The organism is Bacillus sp. FJAT-27225 (assembly GCF_001685025.1).
Lineage (GTDB): Bacteria > Bacillota > Bacilli > Bacillales > Cytobacillaceae > Bacillus_D.
Genome location: NZ_MAYU01000001.1, coordinates 168557 through 187059, shown reverse-complemented (window position 1 = coordinate 187059; position 18503 = coordinate 168557). Strand labels below are relative to the sequence as shown.

Annotated in this window: 23 protein-coding genes and 1 pseudogene; 3 read left to right on the top strand and 21 right to left on the bottom strand. The window is 37.0% G+C overall.

Annotated features, from left to right (window positions below; all coding sequences use genetic code 11):
• Positions 1 to 64: 64 nt before the first annotated feature.
• The 14 genes and pseudogenes from A8F94_RS01000 to A8F94_RS00935 all read right to left on the bottom strand — a co-directional run bounded on the left by A8F94_RS01000 (position 65) and on the right by A8F94_RS00935 (position 11087).
• On the bottom strand, positions 65 to 439 hold the full coding sequence (locus A8F94_RS01000) for a nuclear transport factor 2 family protein (RefSeq protein ID WP_066194199.1): 375 nt from the start codon (positions 437 to 439) through the stop codon (positions 65 to 67).
• Positions 440 to 832: 393 nt separating this feature from the next.
• Positions 833 to 1963 (bottom strand): hypothetical protein, encoded by a 1131-nt coding sequence (locus A8F94_RS00995; protein ID WP_139069996.1) that lies wholly within the window; start codon positions 1961 to 1963, stop codon positions 833 to 835.
• A 180-nt stretch (positions 1964 to 2143) separates the two neighbouring features.
• Complete coding sequence (locus A8F94_RS00990; protein WP_066194196.1) at positions 2144 to 2536, bottom strand: flavoprotein; 393 nt, start codon at positions 2534 to 2536, stop codon at positions 2144 to 2146.
• A gap of 18 nt (positions 2537 to 2554) precedes the next feature.
• Positions 2555 to 3088: a dihydrofolate reductase family protein gene (locus A8F94_RS00985; RefSeq protein ID WP_066194191.1), complete on the bottom strand. Its 534-nt coding sequence runs from the start codon at positions 3086 to 3088 to the stop codon at positions 2555 to 2557.
• 91 nt (positions 3089 to 3179) lie between these two features.
• Complete coding sequence (locus A8F94_RS00980) at positions 3180 to 4124, bottom strand: ABC transporter permease (protein WP_066194189.1); 945 nt, start codon at positions 4122 to 4124, stop codon at positions 3180 to 3182.
• Positions 4108 to 5061, bottom strand: a complete 954-nt coding sequence (locus A8F94_RS00975) for an ABC transporter ATP-binding protein (RefSeq protein ID WP_066194182.1) — start codon at positions 5059 to 5061, stop codon at positions 4108 to 4110. The genes A8F94_RS00980 and A8F94_RS00975 overlap by 17 nt, the downstream gene beginning before the upstream one ends.
• Before the next feature lie 319 nt (positions 5062 to 5380).
• Positions 5381 to 6130, bottom strand: coding sequence for a hypothetical protein (locus A8F94_RS00970; RefSeq protein ID WP_066194178.1), 750 nt, complete (start codon positions 6128 to 6130; stop codon positions 5381 to 5383).
• 11 nt (positions 6131 to 6141) lie between these two features.
• A pseudogene (locus A8F94_RS00965) lies at positions 6142 to 6521 on the bottom strand (enoyl-CoA hydratase).
• Between the two features lie 277 nt (positions 6522 to 6798).
• Entirely contained in the window at positions 6799 to 7518 is a 720-nt protein-coding gene (locus A8F94_RS00960) for a DUF4362 domain-containing protein (protein ID WP_066194175.1), read from the bottom strand.
• Between the two features lie 164 nt (positions 7519 to 7682).
• The gene (locus A8F94_RS00955) at positions 7683 to 9170 is read right to left on the bottom strand and encodes a GerMN domain-containing protein (RefSeq protein ID WP_066194172.1); all 1488 of its coding nucleotides are present in this window, start codon (positions 9168 to 9170) and stop codon (positions 7683 to 7685) included.
• Positions 9136 to 9693, bottom strand: a complete 558-nt coding sequence (locus A8F94_RS00950; protein WP_175384327.1) for an RNA polymerase sigma factor — start codon at positions 9691 to 9693, stop codon at positions 9136 to 9138. Before A8F94_RS00950 ends, A8F94_RS00955 begins: the two co-directional genes overlap by 35 nt.
• A 155-nt stretch (positions 9694 to 9848) precedes the next feature.
• Positions 9849 to 10154: a hypothetical protein gene (locus A8F94_RS00945; RefSeq protein ID WP_066194165.1), complete on the bottom strand. Its 306-nt coding sequence runs from the start codon at positions 10152 to 10154 to the stop codon at positions 9849 to 9851.
• A gap of 31 nt (positions 10155 to 10185) precedes the next feature.
• Positions 10186 to 10749, bottom strand: coding sequence for a hypothetical protein (locus A8F94_RS00940; RefSeq protein ID WP_066194161.1), 564 nt, complete (start codon positions 10747 to 10749; stop codon positions 10186 to 10188).
• Positions 10750 to 10793: 44 nt separating this feature from the next.
• The gene (locus tag A8F94_RS00935; RefSeq protein WP_066194158.1) at positions 10794 to 11087 is read right to left on the bottom strand and encodes a hypothetical protein; all 294 of its coding nucleotides are present in this window, start codon (positions 11085 to 11087) and stop codon (positions 10794 to 10796) included.
• Positions 11088 to 11335: 248 nt separating this feature from the next.
• Between A8F94_RS00935 and A8F94_RS00930 the strand changes: the two genes are divergently transcribed.
• Both A8F94_RS00930 and A8F94_RS00925 read left to right on the top strand, forming a co-directional pair.
• Complete coding sequence (locus A8F94_RS00930; RefSeq protein WP_066194155.1) at positions 11336 to 12460, top strand: histidine kinase N-terminal domain-containing protein; 1125 nt, start codon at positions 11336 to 11338, stop codon at positions 12458 to 12460.
• Between the two features lie 164 nt (positions 12461 to 12624).
• Positions 12625 to 13143, top strand: a complete 519-nt coding sequence (locus A8F94_RS00925; RefSeq protein ID WP_066194152.1) for an acyl-CoA thioesterase — start codon at positions 12625 to 12627, stop codon at positions 13141 to 13143.
• Positions 13144 to 13508: 365 nt separating this feature from the next.
• Here the strand turns inward: A8F94_RS00925 and A8F94_RS00920 are convergent, their stop codons facing one another.
• From A8F94_RS00920 to A8F94_RS00895, 7 genes are all read right to left on the bottom strand, one after another.
• On the bottom strand, positions 13509 to 13982 hold the full coding sequence (locus A8F94_RS00920) for a hypothetical protein (RefSeq protein WP_077247575.1): 474 nt from the start codon (positions 13980 to 13982) through the stop codon (positions 13509 to 13511).
• 137 nt (positions 13983 to 14119) lie between these two features.
• Positions 14120 to 14281, bottom strand: coding sequence for a hypothetical protein (locus A8F94_RS25535; protein WP_175384326.1), 162 nt, complete (start codon positions 14279 to 14281; stop codon positions 14120 to 14122).
• A 158-nt stretch (positions 14282 to 14439) separates the two neighbouring features.
• Positions 14440 to 14622, bottom strand: a complete 183-nt coding sequence (locus A8F94_RS00915; protein ID WP_066194149.1) for a hypothetical protein — start codon at positions 14620 to 14622, stop codon at positions 14440 to 14442.
• 255 nt (positions 14623 to 14877) lie between these two features.
• Positions 14878 to 15264, bottom strand: coding sequence for a hypothetical protein (locus A8F94_RS00910; protein ID WP_066194146.1), 387 nt, complete (start codon positions 15262 to 15264; stop codon positions 14878 to 14880).
• A gap of 800 nt (positions 15265 to 16064) precedes the next feature.
• Positions 16065 to 16727, bottom strand: a complete 663-nt coding sequence (locus tag A8F94_RS00900; RefSeq protein ID WP_066194140.1) for a hypothetical protein — start codon at positions 16725 to 16727, stop codon at positions 16065 to 16067.
• Positions 16728 to 16887: 160 nt separating this feature from the next.
• On the bottom strand, positions 16888 to 17058 hold the full coding sequence (locus A8F94_RS25530; protein ID WP_175384325.1) for a hypothetical protein: 171 nt from the start codon (positions 17056 to 17058) through the stop codon (positions 16888 to 16890).
• A gap of 188 nt (positions 17059 to 17246) precedes the next feature.
• Positions 17247 to 17432, bottom strand: a complete 186-nt coding sequence (locus A8F94_RS00895) for a DUF2187 family protein (RefSeq protein ID WP_077247506.1) — start codon at positions 17430 to 17432, stop codon at positions 17247 to 17249.
• A gap of 328 nt (positions 17433 to 17760) precedes the next feature.
• Here A8F94_RS00895 and A8F94_RS26625 point away from each other — a divergent pair, with 328 nt between their 5' ends.
• Positions 17761 to 18171 carry a transposase gene (locus A8F94_RS26625; protein ID WP_302621281.1) on the top strand — a complete coding sequence of 137 codons (411 nt, stop codon included), beginning with the start codon at positions 17761 to 17763 and terminating at the stop codon, positions 18169 to 18171.
• Positions 18172 to 18503 lie beyond the last annotated feature (332 nt).

Genomic DNA, 18503 nt, shown 5'->3' with positions numbered 1-18503 from the left:
AATAAAACGACAGGAAACCCTGCCGTCTCAAAAATTCTATTGAATTTTACTAACAAACTTAGAATCATATCACTCCATTTTCATTAGGAGAATCCTCGGGTATAGCCTGGCCTACATCCCAGAGTTCGACAATTAGATTGTTTTCGAACCGGAAGATATGAACTACAGTCCCTCCACGGTCTTCTTGATTTTGTTTTACCAGGGAATGAACGGCAACAAGGTTACCCTCTGCAATGACACGTTTTACCTCAAAAACTTTATTTGGATTCGTGTTGGCACTCTCTTCCATACCCAGTATAAGTGACTCAGCATCTCCGCGAAAATATGGATTATGATGACGGAAGTCTGGCCCAACGTACCTTTTGTAGGCTTCGCGCACTTCACCTGACGAGACCATTTCTAAAAACGACACCGCATACTCTTTTAGAGAATTGTTCAATACTAACATCCTTTCTTAATGGGGTGATATGTATTATCAACTATCGAAAATTTAACCATTTTCCCTAACTACGTGACAAATATAATGATAACTAACTTAACCATTTCATTCACTTTAGCAGCTGTTAGCGCCTAGGAAAAGTCAAAAAAAAACCCTTATTTATAAAAGGGTATCAGAAATAACCGTACGTAAAAAAGTTATGTCTTCACGTATTTGTTCTTTGCATATGGGGTCACTGCATTTACTCAAGTCCATTAGAAGCCTTCCGAGTTCTCTTTTTATAAGAAATTGTTCGTGTTCTTCCATAGGATCTCCTTAACAATAGCACGCTGGGATTCATTGCCTTTTACCCTATTAGAATTCCCATAAACCTCTGAACAAACCCTTGTTGATTTATTTAACAGTTATACTCAAATAATTGCCCTTTTTTAGATACTTGCCTTCTATTACTCCAATCTCTTCAATTGTTATGTAGTAATTGCTTTCAATAGGGGGCTCCTTTAGAATAAGATGTATTTTTTCTACACTTTTATTTTCTTTATTAAAGTAAGCAACGACAGGCTGCTTGATTAGATAATCCTTCTCGTTGATCCTAACCCTTAAAAAAGTTTTGTATAACCGCTTTTCATCCAGTGAGATGGTGTTCATTGGGTCGAAACTTTTGATGGTGATTGTTCCTTCGATGTGAAGATGTATACCTGGTTCCATATTGAACTGTTCAAAGGGCTTTCTCGTGCTTTCCATGACAACATCGAATATTTCTTCTGATTTTTTAGTTATTGGGACGTCACCAATTAAAGCCTTTTGAAAATCTCCAACCTGTTGTTTTAAAAAATCAAATAAACTGTTTTTCGAATCAAAAAATGATCTTTTCCAATCAGGCACAATTTTATCAAGCAATAAACACATAAATAATCCGGAACCATAGCAACTTTTTCTTAAATGGAGTGAAGACTCTAGATTGTCAGTTAAGATTGGAGCAAATTTATTTAGTACCGAATTGTAAGGGAGAGAACTTTTTTGATTATATGCTTTATATTCTATGTACCAAGCGGGGCCTTCCACTGTTTCTATTAGGGATTCATAAATAAGATATTCGCTGATGATTGATTCTCTTTTTTCCCTAATAGCAATAAAAGCCTGAATATATTGGTCTCTTACATCGCTGTTATTTGCGTTAAAGGCACTAAACAGGTTTGTTCTTTCCAAATTCCTAAGTTGAATGTTTTCCACTAAGAGCGGGTACGTTATGCCCATAACTTCATTCGGAAATCGGCTTTCCCCCTTTAAGTACTGATAGCCGTGAAATAGCTCGTGAACGAGAGTAGCATAAAGACTTTCGTAATCTTTAACCAAATTCATATCAACGATGGCAGTTGGATAATTTTCATATAGAATTAACGTACAAGCTGCAAATTGATTATCCCTTTTTACTGTTGCATATGGTTGTTCCAAGTCACTTTTGAATTTTGGATGGTTAAATAAATAAACAGTAGAATCATCATAAATTGCATAGGCAACCAATTCAAAACCCGGCCAATACAATCCCATTTGGTCTGTGGTTAAATCGGTAGAAATTTTTTGAAGGTATTGATGCACACTTCATCATCTCCAGTTTTTTTATAATTTATTTTAAAGGTGAAGATGCTTCTCCCGTGCATTAAACCGAAAGTTTGCTTGGTGCTTTCTAAGTGAATTACATAGTTATAATAATGAAACCCCTGCTTCTATATAACTTCTTACCAGCTTCCACTCATCCAATCCCACTCTTTTAAAGGTTTGAAAAAATAGATTGGCTGTATTTAGGTCCTTACCTTCTATAGTTAGGGTAGCAGAAAGGATAACAATTGTTTCATCAGCTCTTAATGGAATGACAGACAGTTCATTTACTTTCCATTGAGCAGCGTTTTCTTTAGCAAACTTAAATCCTTCCTCCCAGCCGAATATTGATTCTTCATACCCAAAATCAATAATCTTACCTTCAGAGATCTCTCTTGCCTGGTAGTCCCTGCAGATTATTTCTTTTAGTTCATTTATTGAGGAATTTCGCCAAATATCTAAATACGTATCAAGAAATGTTCGAAATGATTTATCCATGTTCGCCTCCAATTTTAATTATTTTCTAACCAAATAATGCAATTCAGCAAATTGGTTAAAGGTTCTGATTCCCTTTAAATGCAGGTCTAGCTGATATTTACCTTCTTTAAATAACGGTATCCCTTCCCCAATGACAACCGGCGCAATCGTTACAATCATTTCATCAATTAAATGTTTTGTGAAAAACGTATGTAAAATGTCGCTGCCGCCGACTACCCATATATTTCTGCCTTCTTTATTCTTCAACTGATCGATTAGAGCCTTTATATCCCCATTAAAAAATGTAACATTGTCGGTGTCTTCTATCTTCGATCTGGTAAAAACATAGCACTCTTTTGGATGATAAGGAAAATTCCCCTTTTCTTGTTCCATGATCCAATCGTACGTTCTTTTACCCATTAAAACTGTATCGACAGTCTCATAAAACTCGGAATAGCCGTTATCCCCCTCACCTTCGACCAGAAACAGCCATTCCAGTGAGTCATCCTTTGTCGCAATATAACCATCCAGGCTTTGGGCAATAAATACAACAACTTTCCGTTCGCTCGCCATAGTTAACCTCCTCGTATTTTACACAAAGAATACCTTCTATAAAAAAAGCGTCAATCCTGCCTGGATTAACGCTTTTCGTTAACTATACAATTTAAATACTGACATCTCTTTTTTGGAAAAAGCTAAAAGTCAATGCGATGAAAATAACATAGTAAACTGCCAATATCATGAGTGATTGTGATAGTGTGACATCTTGTAAAATATTATCCTGCAATGCATATACAGATAAATCCATATGCGGGAAAATCAAAAATTTCGCCCATGTGTACTTCTCAGCGAGTAATATAATGAGTCCGCCAAGGGTAGCAGAAATAAACAATACAAATATCCCAACTCCTACTGCCAATGACTGGCTTCTAAACAATGTGGACAGCATGAACGAAATCGTAATGACAATTAAAAGGCTTGGCAGAGTATACAATACTTTCAAGAAAAATTGAGGTCCAATCTCGGCAATCTTTTGTCCTTCCATTGCCATTTCAACAAACCTGGCATTGAAATCACCATTTCCGAACAGGATAGTCCCGGTCAGATAGCCAGAAACAATCAAAACCAATAATAACAAAATTGAGTAGAGAATGACTGAAATATACTTGGATAAAAGAATGACCCATCTTTCATAAGGTCTTATTAGTAGTTGCTTGATTGTACCGTCGGAGAATTCCGAGGATACACTTGCACTGGCGACAATGACTGCAAACAATGTGACGAGAATTGAGGTACCCACTACGACCTCATTCATAAAATGCCAATTGCTCGTTGCATTTGGATTAATGTTCTCATCAAGAAAGCTTTGCTCACGTTGGATTACGTCAGCCATCCATTCTTTCTCTTCTGCCGGAGCTGTTTCTAAATCCTTCTGTAGCTGGTCTACCCTAGCCTGTGTTTCCTCACGCCAATTTTCGTTCGGTTCGCCGCTCATTTTTTGCTGGAGAATTCCCCCCAGGATCACTGCAGCTACGATAATCAAAATATAAATCCAACTGGCCTTTTTACCAAAGATTTTACCCATTTCATTTTTAATTAGCAAGGACACGTGTTTTTACCTCCTGCTTCTCTTTGCTTGTGAGTTCCAGGAACCGGTCTTCAAGCGAAGCGGATACTGGGGTGATTGAATATACACGAATATCATTCTTTACCAATACTTGATTGGCCGCAGCGATACCTTCCCTATCGAGAATGATAGAAAACTGATCTTTTTCCAACCTCTCCGGACCTTCACCAATATTGTTTTCGCTTAACAACCGGATTGCCTCTTCATGGTCACTCACTTCAAATATAACTGTCTGAACATCTTGGTTTTCATCATGCAGCTGTTTAATATGCGAAATATGTATCAATTTTCCCTTTTCAATAATCGCAAAGCGGTCGCACATGAGCTCCATCTCAGATAATAAATGGGACGATACAAGAACCGAAATCCCTTCCTTCGTTACAGACCTTAAATAATCCCTGAATTCCCGGATTCCTTGTGGATCGAGTCCGTTTGTTGGCTCATCAAGAATTAATAACGACGGTGAATGGAGAAGTGCCTGGGCTACCCCAAGCCGCTGCCTCATGCCAAGAGAATACGTTTTTACCTTTTGGTGGATGGCTTGTTCAATCCCGGCCAGCCGGACCACTTCCTGAATTCGCTCCTCGCTGATTTTCGTTTTCGCCATATTGGCATAGTGCTTTAAATTCTTATAACCGCTCAAGTACTTGTAAAATTCCGGATTCTCAACGATTGCACCAATTTCACTCATCGATTCCTTAAACTGAGAATCCAAATTATAGCCATTTACACTAACAGTTCCTTTTGTCCGGCCGATCAGACTGACGATCATCCGGATAATCGTAGTCTTCCCGGCACCATTTGGGCCAAGCAGTCCGAAAATTTCTCCTTTTTCAACCGAGAAGCTAACATCATCAACAATCACTTTATCCCTGATTGTTTTTGTTAAGGATTGGACTTCAAGTGCTTTTTCTACCATGTATTCTCCCTCTTTCCATATATAGAAAACTCCTATATAAACATAGTAAACTAGTTATAACCAAGATTTGGTGTGCTGGATGTAAAAGTATTGTAAATATTAATCCCAATAGTCTGTATCTTTTAAATGCTTTATTTAAAGGAAATATGGAACACCGATTCTTTTAAAGGATTTCCATTCTACCAATTTTCTGGTAACAATCAAGGTCATTAGTGTAAATATACACTATAAAAGAGGAGCTGTCACCATGATTTTCCAAAAAAACATCACTCAAGATTTTTGAGTGATGTAAAATTAATATCTCCCTAACCTTCTCTATCTAAAGCCTACTCAGTATTTCATATAAATCCTTAAAACCATTCCCTGTTATTTTTGTGTATTGATTTTGTGCAGGAAAGATAATCTGGATATTGTTTGTATTAACCCAAATTAAATACTTATCAACAATCTTAAAATCTGGGAGGTCCGCCATTTGTACCTTTGCATTTTCCCATGCAGCGTCACCAAGAATGTTTCGAATTTTATCCCGATCCAATAGTGAAGTTAGTTCCACTTCTTCATATGTGTCCGCAGTACCTATTCGTCGTTGAATTAACATCCGATCTTCTTCCAATGTGCTTCTTATTCCTTTAATATGGTTTTGAATGTTTACTATAGAATTATTGGAAACCCTGAATGTGTAGTACTCTCCTGAGACTTCTAAAACCCCTGTTGATTCCCCTTCGTTCACCGGAACCCAAACAAGTGAGTTAGGATAATCAATTCGAACATAGTTCCTGAGTTCTTTATTTTCCGTTTTTTCAAGTATTTCAATTGCGCTTAACAAGTCATCCGACAACTCTTTAATTCTATCGAAGGAACCCCATTCTATAATAGAGGTGCTTGGTTGATAATCTAAAGGAACCTTTCCGATGTTCAGTGTTAGCTCACTTACAATATCAGCATAAGGGGCAGCCGTTATAATTTTTTGCAAACTGGATGTTTTAGTTGCCTTTACATCCTCTGTAACTCCAAACGAGTTGCATGCTGAGAGCAGGGCAATTGAGAAACATATGAGAAGCCTTTTCACACTTTTCCTCCTTATAAAAGGATTACTCCTGAAAATCCTCCTAGTACGACTTCCTTGTCATCTTGATTTTTACACAAAAAGGATGAAGCAATAGCAATTCTGCCTTTTTCAATCCGTTCATATTGTTTAATTGTAACTTCACAGGTAATGGTATCCCCCGTGAAGACAGGCCTTAAAAATTCGAAATCCATTTTCCTTGCGAGTACGTTATGGTCACCGCCAATCTTGGTTGGCAAAGTGGCTGTTAACAAGCCCTGTATGACAGATCGTCCCTGTCATCAGGAGTTATATGGTGTGAGCCCTCATCACCCGAAACTTTAATAAACAAGTCAACATCTTCTTTTGTGAAGGTCCGTTCAAACATCAAAACATCGCCTGCTTTTAAAGCCATTTCAGTCCCCTTTCTTTATGAAAAAAACAACTCGAAACAAATCGGATCCTTCCCTCCAAAATTAAGCGATTAGCTATTAATAGAGAATGGTTTGTACCAATCCTTTTGAATAGCTGTGTGATCAAGGCTTTCAGGTGTACTACTGGATTTCCTTTTAAACGAAATTAAATCAATGCCGATACCGAGTAAAACGATCGCTCCCAATAAAATCATAGGTAAATAGAACACTTTCTCATCCCTTCCCACTTACTATTTTTTTTAGGATGAATCTTTAATTCTAATTTCCGAGTCTTATAATTTCTTTCCCGATATTCGTCATGTTTTTCGCATCTTTTCCCTTATCACAGTCTCCCCATTTATACTCTCTTTTGGCTCCATTTATCCATACAGTCAGTTCATAGCCCGATCCATCTGAACATGTTTCCAACTTTTTTTCATTCAAATACGAGTGCAATACCATTGTTTTATAAATTTCCTTTAGAGCGTCTGGTGAATACATGTCACTCTTTGCGATTTTTTCAAGGTCCTCACCATGCTTAAGCTCAAACTCGAATTTATCTTGTTTTTGGACATCATAGTCTATGTCGAGGATGACATAACTCGCCTCTGAGAGTCCTTCGCATTGATTAAGGAGATATTTCATAGAAGTGTCTGTTTCTGCCTTTGAGATTGTTTTACATGTATTTGTATCAACAATACCGCTTCCATACTGGTCGTGTGTCGTATCGAACACAAAGGTTATCTCATTTCTTTCATAGGTAAGATCGTGTATGATAGGATCGCCTTCGATAGTATAGCGAATAACCGTTACCTTACTGTTTACATCTTTATTAACGTCGTCAATGAATTGATCAAGACTTTCCCTGTTTTCAACCTGGCCATGCATATCCACTACATCTGTTTTTGCGGGCTTAAAATTGTCTGTCTCTCCATTTGCAGTATTGTTGCAGCCAGCAAGAATTACTATCAGGAACACGGCCAGAATTTTTGTATACATACCTTACCCCCTGCGGATCCGTTCTGTTTGCTTCTATCTTCCATTTTATAGTAAAAGCGAAAGCGATGATAGCAATTTTTCTGAAAATGAATGGTTTCATTCTTGTATTAAAGCATCAAAAAAATGCGTTGATCCTTTTGGACCAACGCATTTTCCTAATTTCTTTAATTCCGCTTCCACGGTTCCTCTGTTATCTGCATCCAGGAACACCATGCACTAAAGCTTCCATCGAATTGAATATAAACTTGCTTTACCTCAGGGAATGTTTGGAAAATTGCCTTATCCAGCGCCTGTGAGATTTCCCCGATTTGGTAGCTCGAAGGACTTCCGGCATGAAATTCCCTTAAATCAATGACTGCTGTCCCGGATTCATCAATCGCTACGCCATTGACGCTTCCTTCATCCCCATACTCTGAGAAAATGGCTCCACTGGCGAATAACTTTTTGATTTCTGCTTCCAGCGCCGGGAACGGTTTGCCAAATGTTTTAATGTCGTAACCAATTTTCACTTGTTCAACTTGTTCCTGAAGATGGCTTTCAAAGTTTTTACCCAGGGTTAATTCATAAATAACGATATGTTCCTTCTCGGGGGACAAGAGATATAAGCCATTTTTATCAGATTTGATGTAAGTCTGAATGGTTTGAGGAACTTCTATGAATTTTTCAGTTGGAATTCGGATTCCGCCCAATGTTTCTCCCTGTTTGTCATATGCATACACATGCGTTTCAGACACTGAAGCAAATACTGCAGGCGCTTCGGTTTTGGTAAACAAGATTTGTTCGCCACGAAGAGATACAAGAGAACTTGGCCCTCTTCCTTCCTCATACCGTAAATCTATTTTTGTATTCACCCCATTTTCATTTAAGGATAAAACAGCTTCCTTTCGATTGACCGGATTCATCTGATATGGAAGGGAATCTGCTTTGATTATTTCCCCTGAGTCAAGACTTAAAAACTGTTCCTGGTTTTGGCTGGCCACAACTCCTATGTCCTCTATAAGCCGTAATTCATTTGGGAAAAACAAATGATGATCGCTTAGTTGAAAAGTATTAACTAGCTTTCCTTTCTCAGTATATTGGTAGACAACAAAAGGATTAGCTGTATTCAAAATATAAATCTGTTTATCAGGTGTCACTAGAATATCCTTGAGGGTTCCGGTTGTATTGCTTTCCGCCTTGAGCGGGAATGACTTTGTGTTTCCATCGCCATTCACAACCAGCACCTGTCTCTTTGCTTCATCCAAAAGATAATAGGTGCCGTCCTCTATATCAAAAGCTGTTACAGTGACTGGCAATGTTTCATCCTGGCCCAAGAAATATAAGCCAGCCTTACCCTTTTCTTCTCCATACTCAATTGCATGTACTTGTTTTAGATTTGAAACCGATTCAATTGGCAATGGCTTTTCTGGTACCGCAGCCAACTGTTGATCTCTATCAAGTGTCGATAACAATAAAATAGTAATCAGTACTGCAATCATCCCGAATGAAAAAATCGGTCTAAGTTGAAATTTTCTATTTCTCCTTGGCTCGGTTTTAACAATTTTACGGTGTAACTCGTTTACAAATTCCTGCCGAGGTTCAAGCGAAGAACGATATGATAGTGGTTTTAGCAGTTGTTTAGCTTCGAGAGCCAGTTCTTCGTTCTTTTCCATCTGTTAACACCATCCTTTCCGATACATTCATGTGTTTCTTAAGTTCCTTTACGGCCCTGTGAAAATCAACGCGGACTTTTAATTCTGTTTGTTGCAGGACTTCTGATGTTTCTTTAATTGTCAGCTCTTGTAATCCACGCAAAATAAGAATCGTGCGGTAATCAGGTTTTAATTTTAAAAGAGCTGCTTGTACTTCTCCCCATTCCTCCATCTTCAGAACATGTTCATCCAGTGATTTCTCCATTGAATTAGACATTTTCAGTTTTTCAATTAATAAGGGTACTATCGTTTTTAATTTTCTTTTTCGAATATGGTCAATCGCGCTATGCCGGGCAATTGATAAAAGCCAATATTTGGCCCGGTCCTGTTTCTCCAGGGACTTTAAATTTTTGATTGCCTTTATAAAGGTCTCTTGAGTTAAATCCTCCGCATCTTGTACGGAATTCGTGAAATATAAGCAAAATTGGTAAATATCCCGATGATATTCCCTGTATAAGCTTTCAATATCCAACTGACCCTCCACCCTCATCCCTCCTTACTAACAAGTCGATTCCAAAGTCCATTTGTTTCAATTATAATGAAAAAATTTTTTTAAGGAGAAGAAAAATATTATTCTTTGTCGAATTCTGTAACAAAAAAAGCAAACCACCAGGATAAGAGGTTTGCTTCCCATATGTACTAAACAGTTTTATCAGACCAACATTTTCTGACCGAGTCCATAATCTTATCTACTGCATCCTCAATCCTTATCATCTCCTCCTCGGAATAAAGACCAAGTGTAGAATATGCAGCCGCATATAAGTCTACGAACAGATTCGCTGCTTTCTTTGGAATAGACTCGGATTCCGCCCATTCCTCGGAGAGATGATCTATAACTTCAATAATTTGAGACACCTTAACCTGTTGCACACCATCTCCCATCCTAAGGGATATGAGTAGGCCAGTGTTTCCTAAAAGTAATTCTTCCAATGTTTCTATATCCATTGGACCTCCCCCTAATGATTAGCGCAATCCATTATTTAAAAATCCCTTCCACTTGTTCATTCAATTCATTTAGGATATCTAGTAAATCTTGAACCCCTTCCTCCGAGTTAAGCCCGTCTACCCCAACTTCACCGTAAACAAAATTGGAGATTTGTTTATTTTGGGTACCAATAATTTGACTGGCTGAATGAATGCTATTTTGATTTGTTATGGAACCATTTTTAATATTTGCAAGGTATTCCTCCAATGGATAAATATAATCTTCATAAAGAAGAATATCCTTCAAATCACTTGCTTGAACTAAAAAGGTGAAATCCGTTCCTATTGAATTTAAGCTTCTAATATGCTGGTCAATTGAATTAAAATACAAGTCTCTTTCTCTTTGGGAATAGGTACTGTCATACCCTTCAAGTGTTTTTGAGATAGCATCATATTCATCACTTAAACGGGCAAAATTAGAAAATAGTAATGATTCCACTATACTCTCTGAAGACTCTAACTGATCTTTTTCTTTATCCCATTGGTAATATACGAAGAAAAAAAGAGCAAGCAAAATACCAATTCTCACATAACTGGCCCGCTGAAACATATCCAACCATCCCTTCTCCAAAAAAAGGCGCCAATTCCCCTATAAAAATCTTATTTGCATATTAATTCGAGCAGCTGCCTGATAATCTGCTCTCCTTTATACTGTTTCGTGTTAAACATGTACTGAAGGTTCCCAGCTGCAGTGTTAATATGCAACTCAGTACCATTACTTAATAATGAGACTTTTTGAATTTTGTTTAAGGGAATAGAAGCAATATTATCTCTTCTATGAGGGACAACTTCGATTTTAAATACTCTTCGATTGCTTATAAAGATACCCTGCCGCTTATCAAATTCAAATTCTAAAACCTCTTCACCTGATAAAAGATGCTTTTGATATTCCATTTCCCCACTCCTCATTTACGGCTCAGGCAATCCGGAGCTAAGCTGTATTTTTTGAAAAATTACCAGAATTGTACATATTAATGTATTCGCTTTCGCATTTCTCTTTCCTTCCTGTGGCAAAAAATAACTCCCACCTAATTTGTATATTAATTCTAAATAATGTGGTATATTTCCATTATGCCAATAATGAAAAGAACTGCTATTTCTTGGTCTAACGGTACCAACTTTCAACAGAAAGCAGGCTTACTATGAAAACAATTGTTACATCTGAAAGGTACAAAAAGCTGGCTCGATTTCTTCAGGAAAATCAGCAACTATTTTTGGATGATTGGGAAGAACAAATTGTCGTAAATGAAATCGAGGACGACCGGGACCTTATACGGAAAAATGGGAATTTAATGTACGAATTAACAATAAAGACAATTTCAGCCCCATTTCCGGATAGCGATTTAAAATTTCTGGCCTGTAAGGTCGCTCAGGAACGCCTAAATGCAAATATTAATATTGGCGAGTTCGTATACAATGTCAATCTTGGCCGTAGTCTAATCGTCAAACATGTTTATTGTTCCGGAATTGACCCTATCGATCTTCAGCCCATCATCGACATTATAAATAGACAGTTTGATTTGTTCTGTTATTATGCGGTTAGCCGCTACACTGAATTAAAGGACCAAAAACTTCAGGAAATAAACTATTATATTTCTCAAACCCATAAGGATCGGCTGGCCATCCTTGGTCAAATGTCATCAAGCTTTGTTCATGAATTCCGAAACCCGTTAACATCTGTGATGGGTTTCATTCGCCTTTTAAAAAGTGATTACCCTGACCTGCCTTATTTGGATGTAGTTAGTACCGAACTGGACCAGCTTAAATTCAGAATCACCCAGTTCCTCCATACATCCAAACTGAATATTGTTTACGATAACAAATGCGAGAACATTCCAATTAAAGACCTATTAACCGAAGTAATTGATTTTCTTTACCCGAGTATTGCAGATGGAAATATTCAAGTTGTCTCCCATATAGACGCTCGTACGACTGTTTATGGTGACCGTAATGAATTAAAGCAGGTTTTTCTAAATGTGTTAATGAACGCGATTGACGCTGTCATTGAGAATGAAAGAAAAAGATGTATTGCGATTGATACACTTTTAGGGAAAGAAGATATTAAAATTAGGATTTCTAACAATGGAATGCCAATTAATGAAGAAGCCGTAAAGATTATCTTTGAACCTTTTTATACTACAAAAAAACTGGGTACCGGTATTGGTTTATATGTTTGCAAAAACATTATTGAAAAACACAATGGAAGCATTCGGTGCATGTCGGACGAAGATGTAACAACGTTTGAAATAACCTTGCCTGCAAACTAGCCTGTTTTTAGCCTTTATTAACGGTAACTTGAATGAACAAGCTTTGAATACAGAGTCCTAAAGGGGCTCTTTTTTCGTTTAAAACTATTCTCGCTGTTAATGATTGGATATACTTCGGGTTAGCACTATAATAGTATAGAAAAAACTAGGAAAGAGGAATATACATGGACGAACATACAAAGTCGTGCTCGGCATCAAAAGTCATCAAGACAAGCCGGGTATTGCCTCCTGATACGAATAACCATGGTACTTTATTTGGCGGGAAGTTGATGAGCATGATAGACGATGTTGCCTCGATTTCCGCATCTCGGCATGCGCGAACAGATATTGTAACGGCTTCAATGGACTCTGTTGACTTTCTAACTCCCATTCAGAAGGATGATTCAGTTTGCCTGGAGTCATTTGTCACCTGGGTAGGTACATCATCGATGGAGGTCTTTGTAAAAATCATTTCTGAGAATTTAAAAACAGGAGAACGTAAATTGGCAGCTACCTCCTTCCTCACCTTCGTGGCATTATCACAGGACGGAAAGCCTGTTACAGTACCGAAAGTCATCCCGCATACACAAGAAGAAATCATGCTTCATGAAAGCGGGGCTGAACGCGCCAAAGCCCGGAAAAAGCGCCGTGAAAACAGCAAACAGCTCGCCAAGAAATTGGACACCGGCATGCCATGGGGGTAAACAAAAAATACGTCAACACCGTCAATATTTTGTGTTTACTATGAAAAAGGCAGCCTAGTCGCTTAACGGGTTCCGTTTTCTATCGTAAAAGATGAAATTACAGCTAAATATGTAAAGTAAAATGTAGTTCTATTTGCACCGTATTTTGCGGTGCTTTTTGTTTTATAAATAGCCTAGCTCCGCAAGGGACTAAGCTATCTTTGAATTAATTTAGTGTTGTTTAACTAAAGCACCCGATAGTTTAAGTGCATTTATTCACATACTTTTCTTTGTTACAAGAATACTCCCCTTTTGTTCAATAACGACCACCGTAAAAAGATGCCTCAATCCTTCTTGGATTAAAGCACCCTTTGAACAAGAACATCTTATCTTTCTTTCACATTTACAACAACATTCCCAAACAACTTGTCGCCGAAATAGGCTTCTAATCGCCATAAGCCTGGGCTTGGCAACATTATTGACGAAGGAATGTGGTGGTCAGCTCCAGTATTAGGAGCAAGACTATTACTACCTGGTAATTGGAAAACAGTTATTTCCTCACCTGTTTCTTTGTTCACTCCGATTACTTTAAATGGTTTTTTTAGGACTTTTTCATCTCCCCAAAAATGCCACATATATTTTTGGGATTGACCTGCAATGAAAGGACCGTACTCTCCAAATCCAAGTTTTCCGTTATTTCCGATACGAAAAACAAAGTCTCCTTTTTGTCCATCGTCAGTAACAACAACTTCTCTAACCAATGTTGCACTTTCTACCCAGTTTTCTTCCTTGATGGTTTGTTTTGTATTTGAACAACCAATTAGTGACAAACAAAGAATTAAAACCATTAATTTTCTCAAATGTTCCTCCTCCAAGTATTTTCTCCTCAATAAAATTACACATATAATTCCATATTCCTTATTGTGCTAACCTGCCCCTTTAGCCCCATAAGGATATAACCAAAAGTAAAAGAAATGCTGTACTACAATGAATAACATCATTCTTCCTCTTTAATTAAAACGGCAATAGCATATGTGGCAAAAGTAAAATATCCTATAACAGTAAAAATAAAAGATATAAAACTATCTCCAAAAATAAGTTTCATTACTAAACAAATACATATAATGGTCCAGCATACTTTAATGACCGTTTTTTTCATTGTGGTCCCCCTTTTTTCTCAGTTCCTAGAACTGAGAAATATCACTATTTAAAAGTTTAACTGCATATTTTTATTTTCATTCTTAAGCTAACCTGCCCCGTTACTTCAATAAAAAAAATGCGTCTCCACTTATTGTAGAAACGCACCCGTTAACGGAACTAAAACGGCAGGCTTTGAAAAAGCGAAATGGTTATAACAAATGCCGATAAAGTTCCCGCAAAGATTAAGGTTATCATTTTTCGCCAATTTATCTCTTTTGAAGGTTTTACAGCTTCTCTGGAAACCGCAATCCATACTGCAAAAGAAACTATGGCGACTATGGCAATAACTTCTTTAGACATATTTAACACCCCTTGATTTATATTTTGTTTAAATCTTAAAAAGTATTATTCGTTAAATGCCCTTTAGCACAATCACTTTAACCAAATAATAACACAAGAACTAAAACTTTAATTTTAAATTTCTGATTTTAATAACAAAAGAAACAGAACATCAATTGATATTCTTATTCAACTCTTCTGCCCTTTTGCTGAATAACAAAAGTGCTGCCCTATATTGGCAGCACGTTGAGCTGGGTTTACCCCTAGTATTGGTAATTAATATTGAAACTTTGTTTTAAAAAATGAGTCCCGTATATAAACGGTATAAGCTAACACAATGATTGACCATATAAAGTTCCCTAAGTATGGTTGTTGTTGTTGGTTAGTAAAAAGTAAGGAACTCAATAATCCAAAAATCACTGAGTAGAGGTCCATTAGCCAAAAGCCCCATTTTTTCAATCTAAAATAGCCGTAAACCATTCCCAATGAGAATAAGGCAACAATTACTCTTACCAGTTGTTCTGGTAATGCAGAAAGCCCAAACCTTTCAGCTATACCAATAACGTTTGAATTAGGATTATAAAATATAGTGGTAACCAATAAAATAAATGCACCAAAGATATAAAAAAAACTAATCAATGAAACACCTAAAGGTCTTCTCATTTTTGCCTCCCAGGTTATTTATTCGGTTATACTATACCAAGAATTACAAATTTTAGGCAATTTTGCTTATTCAAATAACCTGCCACGTTTGCTTAATAAGGGATTCAACAAGGCACTAATCCTTCCTGGATCAACTCACACGTTAGTTGAAGTAGGGAGCTAAAAGTAGCATTATTACGGAGAAAAAAATCAAAGAAAGGCTAAATTTTTTCGAGAGTTTTACCTTACCTGCTCCATTGTAAAATCCAGAAAATTGAAGTTTATTTCTATACAAAACAAAAAGTAAAATCAGGGTTGATATTCCAACTAACCGAGCACCATTGGTATTATCTAAATTTATTCCAAAACTCGCATATATTAACTTTAAGAACGCTCCCATTAAAACACCCAAAATGAGAAGTATTACTATAACTCGAATAAGTTCCAAGATTACTCTCAATTGCGTTCATTCCCTTCCGAAATACAAAAATAATTTCTCGAAAGTCAAAATTGTACTTCCTCATTCCTAACTGTTCTTTAAATTCTTGTTGAACTAATGCTGCCCCGTTAGTTAAACAAGAAGGGTATTCAGCCCTACCCTTTAACTTCATTCTCTCAACTTCAAAATTCGTTATAAAGTAGCCATCAATCGAAAATGGTCGGTAGTACAATATCTCGTTGTTCGGCGCGCTTAAGGTAAAACCATAAAAACGAAAGATTACCAAAAAAGAATAGTATTTACCTGAGATTTTACCGGGTTTACCTATATTTATTAACAAAATAAAGCCGCCCGAGGGTGGCTATATGATATTAAAAACCCATTACTGTTTGACGCTATATGAAGAAATTGTCCCATCCGGTCGTAAGGTATATGATATATGCTTGCTATCGAAAACCCGGATTAATTCCTGGTTTTGTGAGACTTTATTGTTGTTCAGATCAAAAATCAGTTGATTTATTGTATCCGTATTTTTTATGCCGCTTTGTTTGTTCAATCTGTACTGGTGCAAAATCAGACTAATATCAAGAAGGGTATGAGTTGCTAACTGATGGTATTGTTCGAATCCTTTTGGTACCTTCATTTTCGATAAATCGTTGGAAAGACTTTGTTGAAAAGAAGCATCTTTCTGGTCTAAATCCTGCAGAAATGAATTAGTTTCTTGAAGGGTATAATTCCGCTGAACTTCGTTTAAGGATGTGTATGCCTGGTTTTGCAGAGTGAAAATTTTATTGAGATATCCAGTGACATCAGCGGCGGAAACATCATTCAACCCAAATTTTAAAACAAAAAAAATGATAGCAATGGCGACTATTATTCCGCTGCCTAATCCACTAGCTATTGTTTTTCCTTTTGATATTGGTTTAAGGGTTGATTGGCGCTGATAATGATTCGTTTTGGGAGAAGATATGTCTTTTAAATCCCAATCTCCCTGTCCATAATCAAAATTCATGCTTTCTAAACCAGTAAGTTTTCTTTTTTTCAATTTTTAGCCTCTCTTCCCAATCAAGAATGGTGAAGCCTCAAACTTAATCTATGCCGGTTGTCAAAGACTTTTCCTTCAGACTCTCCATTTTGTGCTTCACAGCTTCCGGATGGGTTGTAAAAAAGTATGTAGCCCCATTCCCAGCGTATGGTTCATCGAACTATATCCCATTGTTTATTGCTGACCAATTGAACCGTTTTGCGTTTGTTTCTTTTTTAAAGAACCTTGCCGCATCCTGGATGCTTTTGCATTCATCAATCAAATCCTCGCCCTTATAGATGTTAACCGGAATTTCCAATTTATTTTGTAATGTTGGTCTCTTTCTTTTCATACGATTCCCACTCCTTTTCTTTATTTTACCAAATGAGGGAATCACCTTGTTGAATTCGAAAATTATTTTTATGCTAGCGAGAGGTGGTTTCTTTAACTAAACTGCACCTTTAGCTCGATAAGGAATTCAACAAAAAGATGCCTTAATCCTTCTTGGATCAAAGCACCCGTTACTTTAAGTACAAATGTTCACAAAGTTGCATTCGTAATTTTATAATTTTTATGATTGACTATGGTTGTAATAGGTTCATCTTTTTCTTTGTTGTATCCGTACTCAACAATAACAGAATTTTCTCTTACAACCGTAACAGTTCCTTCATACCTTTCCCCATCACGCTTAAATAAAATATTGTCCCCGATTTTAGCAGTTGCCATTTTATCACCCCCGAACTTATTATTTTCAGCAAAGATAATAAAATACAGGAACAATTAAGATACAAGCTTTATTTATTGCTTAAAGGAAAGCACCCTTTAGCCATCCATGAATCGCAAAAACGGCGATTCACCACAGAGAATGTAACAACCTTCATTCATTTTTGTAGTAATCTTCTTAAGGCATTTTTTCTAAACTTCCATTTTCTCGCTTTACGATAATTACCTTACTATCTTCGTTAGAAGAGTATATCTCTCCGCCTACTTCTAAAAAGTTTACAGATAAATTCTCATTAGGCTTAACCTCCAAATTGAGATGCTGGATCAAAAGGTGGCGGCAAGAGTCAGTTCCCACCAAGAAGATATAGAGCGCCTGGATTCCATTCCTGGTTTAGCCACCGGAATGGCCGAGCAAATCTTATCCGAAATTGGGACCCATGTTAAGAATCGTTTCCTTCTGCAGCCCACATGTGTTCATGGGCTGGCCTTGTTCCTGGACAAAACGAAAGTGCAGGGAAAAGAAAATCGGCCAAAACAAAAAACAGGAAACAAGTATTTGAGATCAGCATTAACGGAGGCAGCTTATTCTGTAAGAGGATCCAAAAACTATCTAGGAGCACTGTATAGACGTACAGCTTCTCGAAAAGGCAAGAAACGTGCAGGAATTGTAGGTGCTCATGCCATGTTGCGCATCGCTTATTATCTCTTAACCCCGGAAAGAAATGTATGTAGACTTAGGTGAAGACTACTTTGATAAACAACGGCCACATTCGATTGTTCGGCATTCCCTTAGACGACTCGAAAGCTTAGGATACACTGTAACATTAGAAGAACCTAAAGCATCTTAATATAAATTTGTATGTTAAAATGATGGGGTACAACAGCCATTGTACTCTTAAAAATTGGGGTGCATTTTCGCAGACAAATTTTATTGAATTTTCTGCTTAAATCGCTTTATATCAATAAAAAATGAGTGACAAATTAGCATACAATTTGTCACTCATTTTACTATACATTTTCTTATGTTTGCGATAGGAAACGGAACCCGTTTCTAGTCGCTGACTTCTTCTTTAA

Coding starts and splice junctions, on each gene's coding strand:
- A8F94_RS00990 (WP_066194196.1), bottom strand. CDS start 2,536: ATGGATAAATCATTTCGAACATTTCTTGATACGTATTTAGATATTTGG.
- A8F94_RS00985 (WP_066194191.1), bottom strand. CDS start 3,088: ATGGCGAGCGAACGGAAAGTTGTTGTATTTATTGCCCAAAGCCTGGAT.
- A8F94_RS00975 (WP_066194182.1), bottom strand. CDS start 5,061: ATGGTAGAAAAAGCACTTGAAGTCCAATCCTTAACAAAAACAATCAGG.
- A8F94_RS00960 (WP_066194175.1), bottom strand. CDS start 7,518: ATGTATACAAAAATTCTGGCCGTGTTCCTGATAGTAATTCTTGCTGGC.
- A8F94_RS00955 (WP_066194172.1), bottom strand. CDS start 9,170: ATGGAAAAGAACGAAGAACTGGCTCTCGAAGCTAAACAACTGCTAAAA.
- A8F94_RS00945 (WP_066194165.1), bottom strand. CDS start 10,154: ATGGATATAGAAACATTGGAAGAATTACTTTTAGGAAACACTGGCCTA.
- A8F94_RS00935 (WP_066194158.1), bottom strand. CDS start 11,087: ATGGAATATCAAAAGCATCTTTTATCAGGTGAAGAGGTTTTAGAATTT.
- A8F94_RS00930 (WP_066194155.1), top strand. CDS start 11,336: ATGAAAACAATTGTTACATCTGAAAGGTACAAAAAGCTGGCTCGATTT.
- A8F94_RS00925 (WP_066194152.1), top strand. CDS start 12,625: ATGGACGAACATACAAAGTCGTGCTCGGCATCAAAAGTCATCAAGACA.
- A8F94_RS25535 (WP_175384326.1), bottom strand. CDS start 14,281: ATGAAAAAAACGGTCATTAAAGTATGCTGGACCATTATATGTATTTGT.
- A8F94_RS00915 (WP_066194149.1), bottom strand. CDS start 14,622: ATGTCTAAAGAAGTTATTGCCATAGTCGCCATAGTTTCTTTTGCAGTA.
- A8F94_RS00910 (WP_066194146.1), bottom strand. CDS start 15,264: ATGAGAAGACCTTTAGGTGTTTCATTGATTAGTTTTTTTTATATCTTT.
- A8F94_RS25530 (WP_175384325.1), bottom strand. CDS start 17,058: ATGAAAAGAAAGAGACCAACATTACAAAATAAATTGGAAATTCCGGTT.
- A8F94_RS00895 (WP_077247506.1), bottom strand. CDS start 17,432: ATGGCAACTGCTAAAATCGGGGACAATATTTTATTTAAGCGTGATGGG.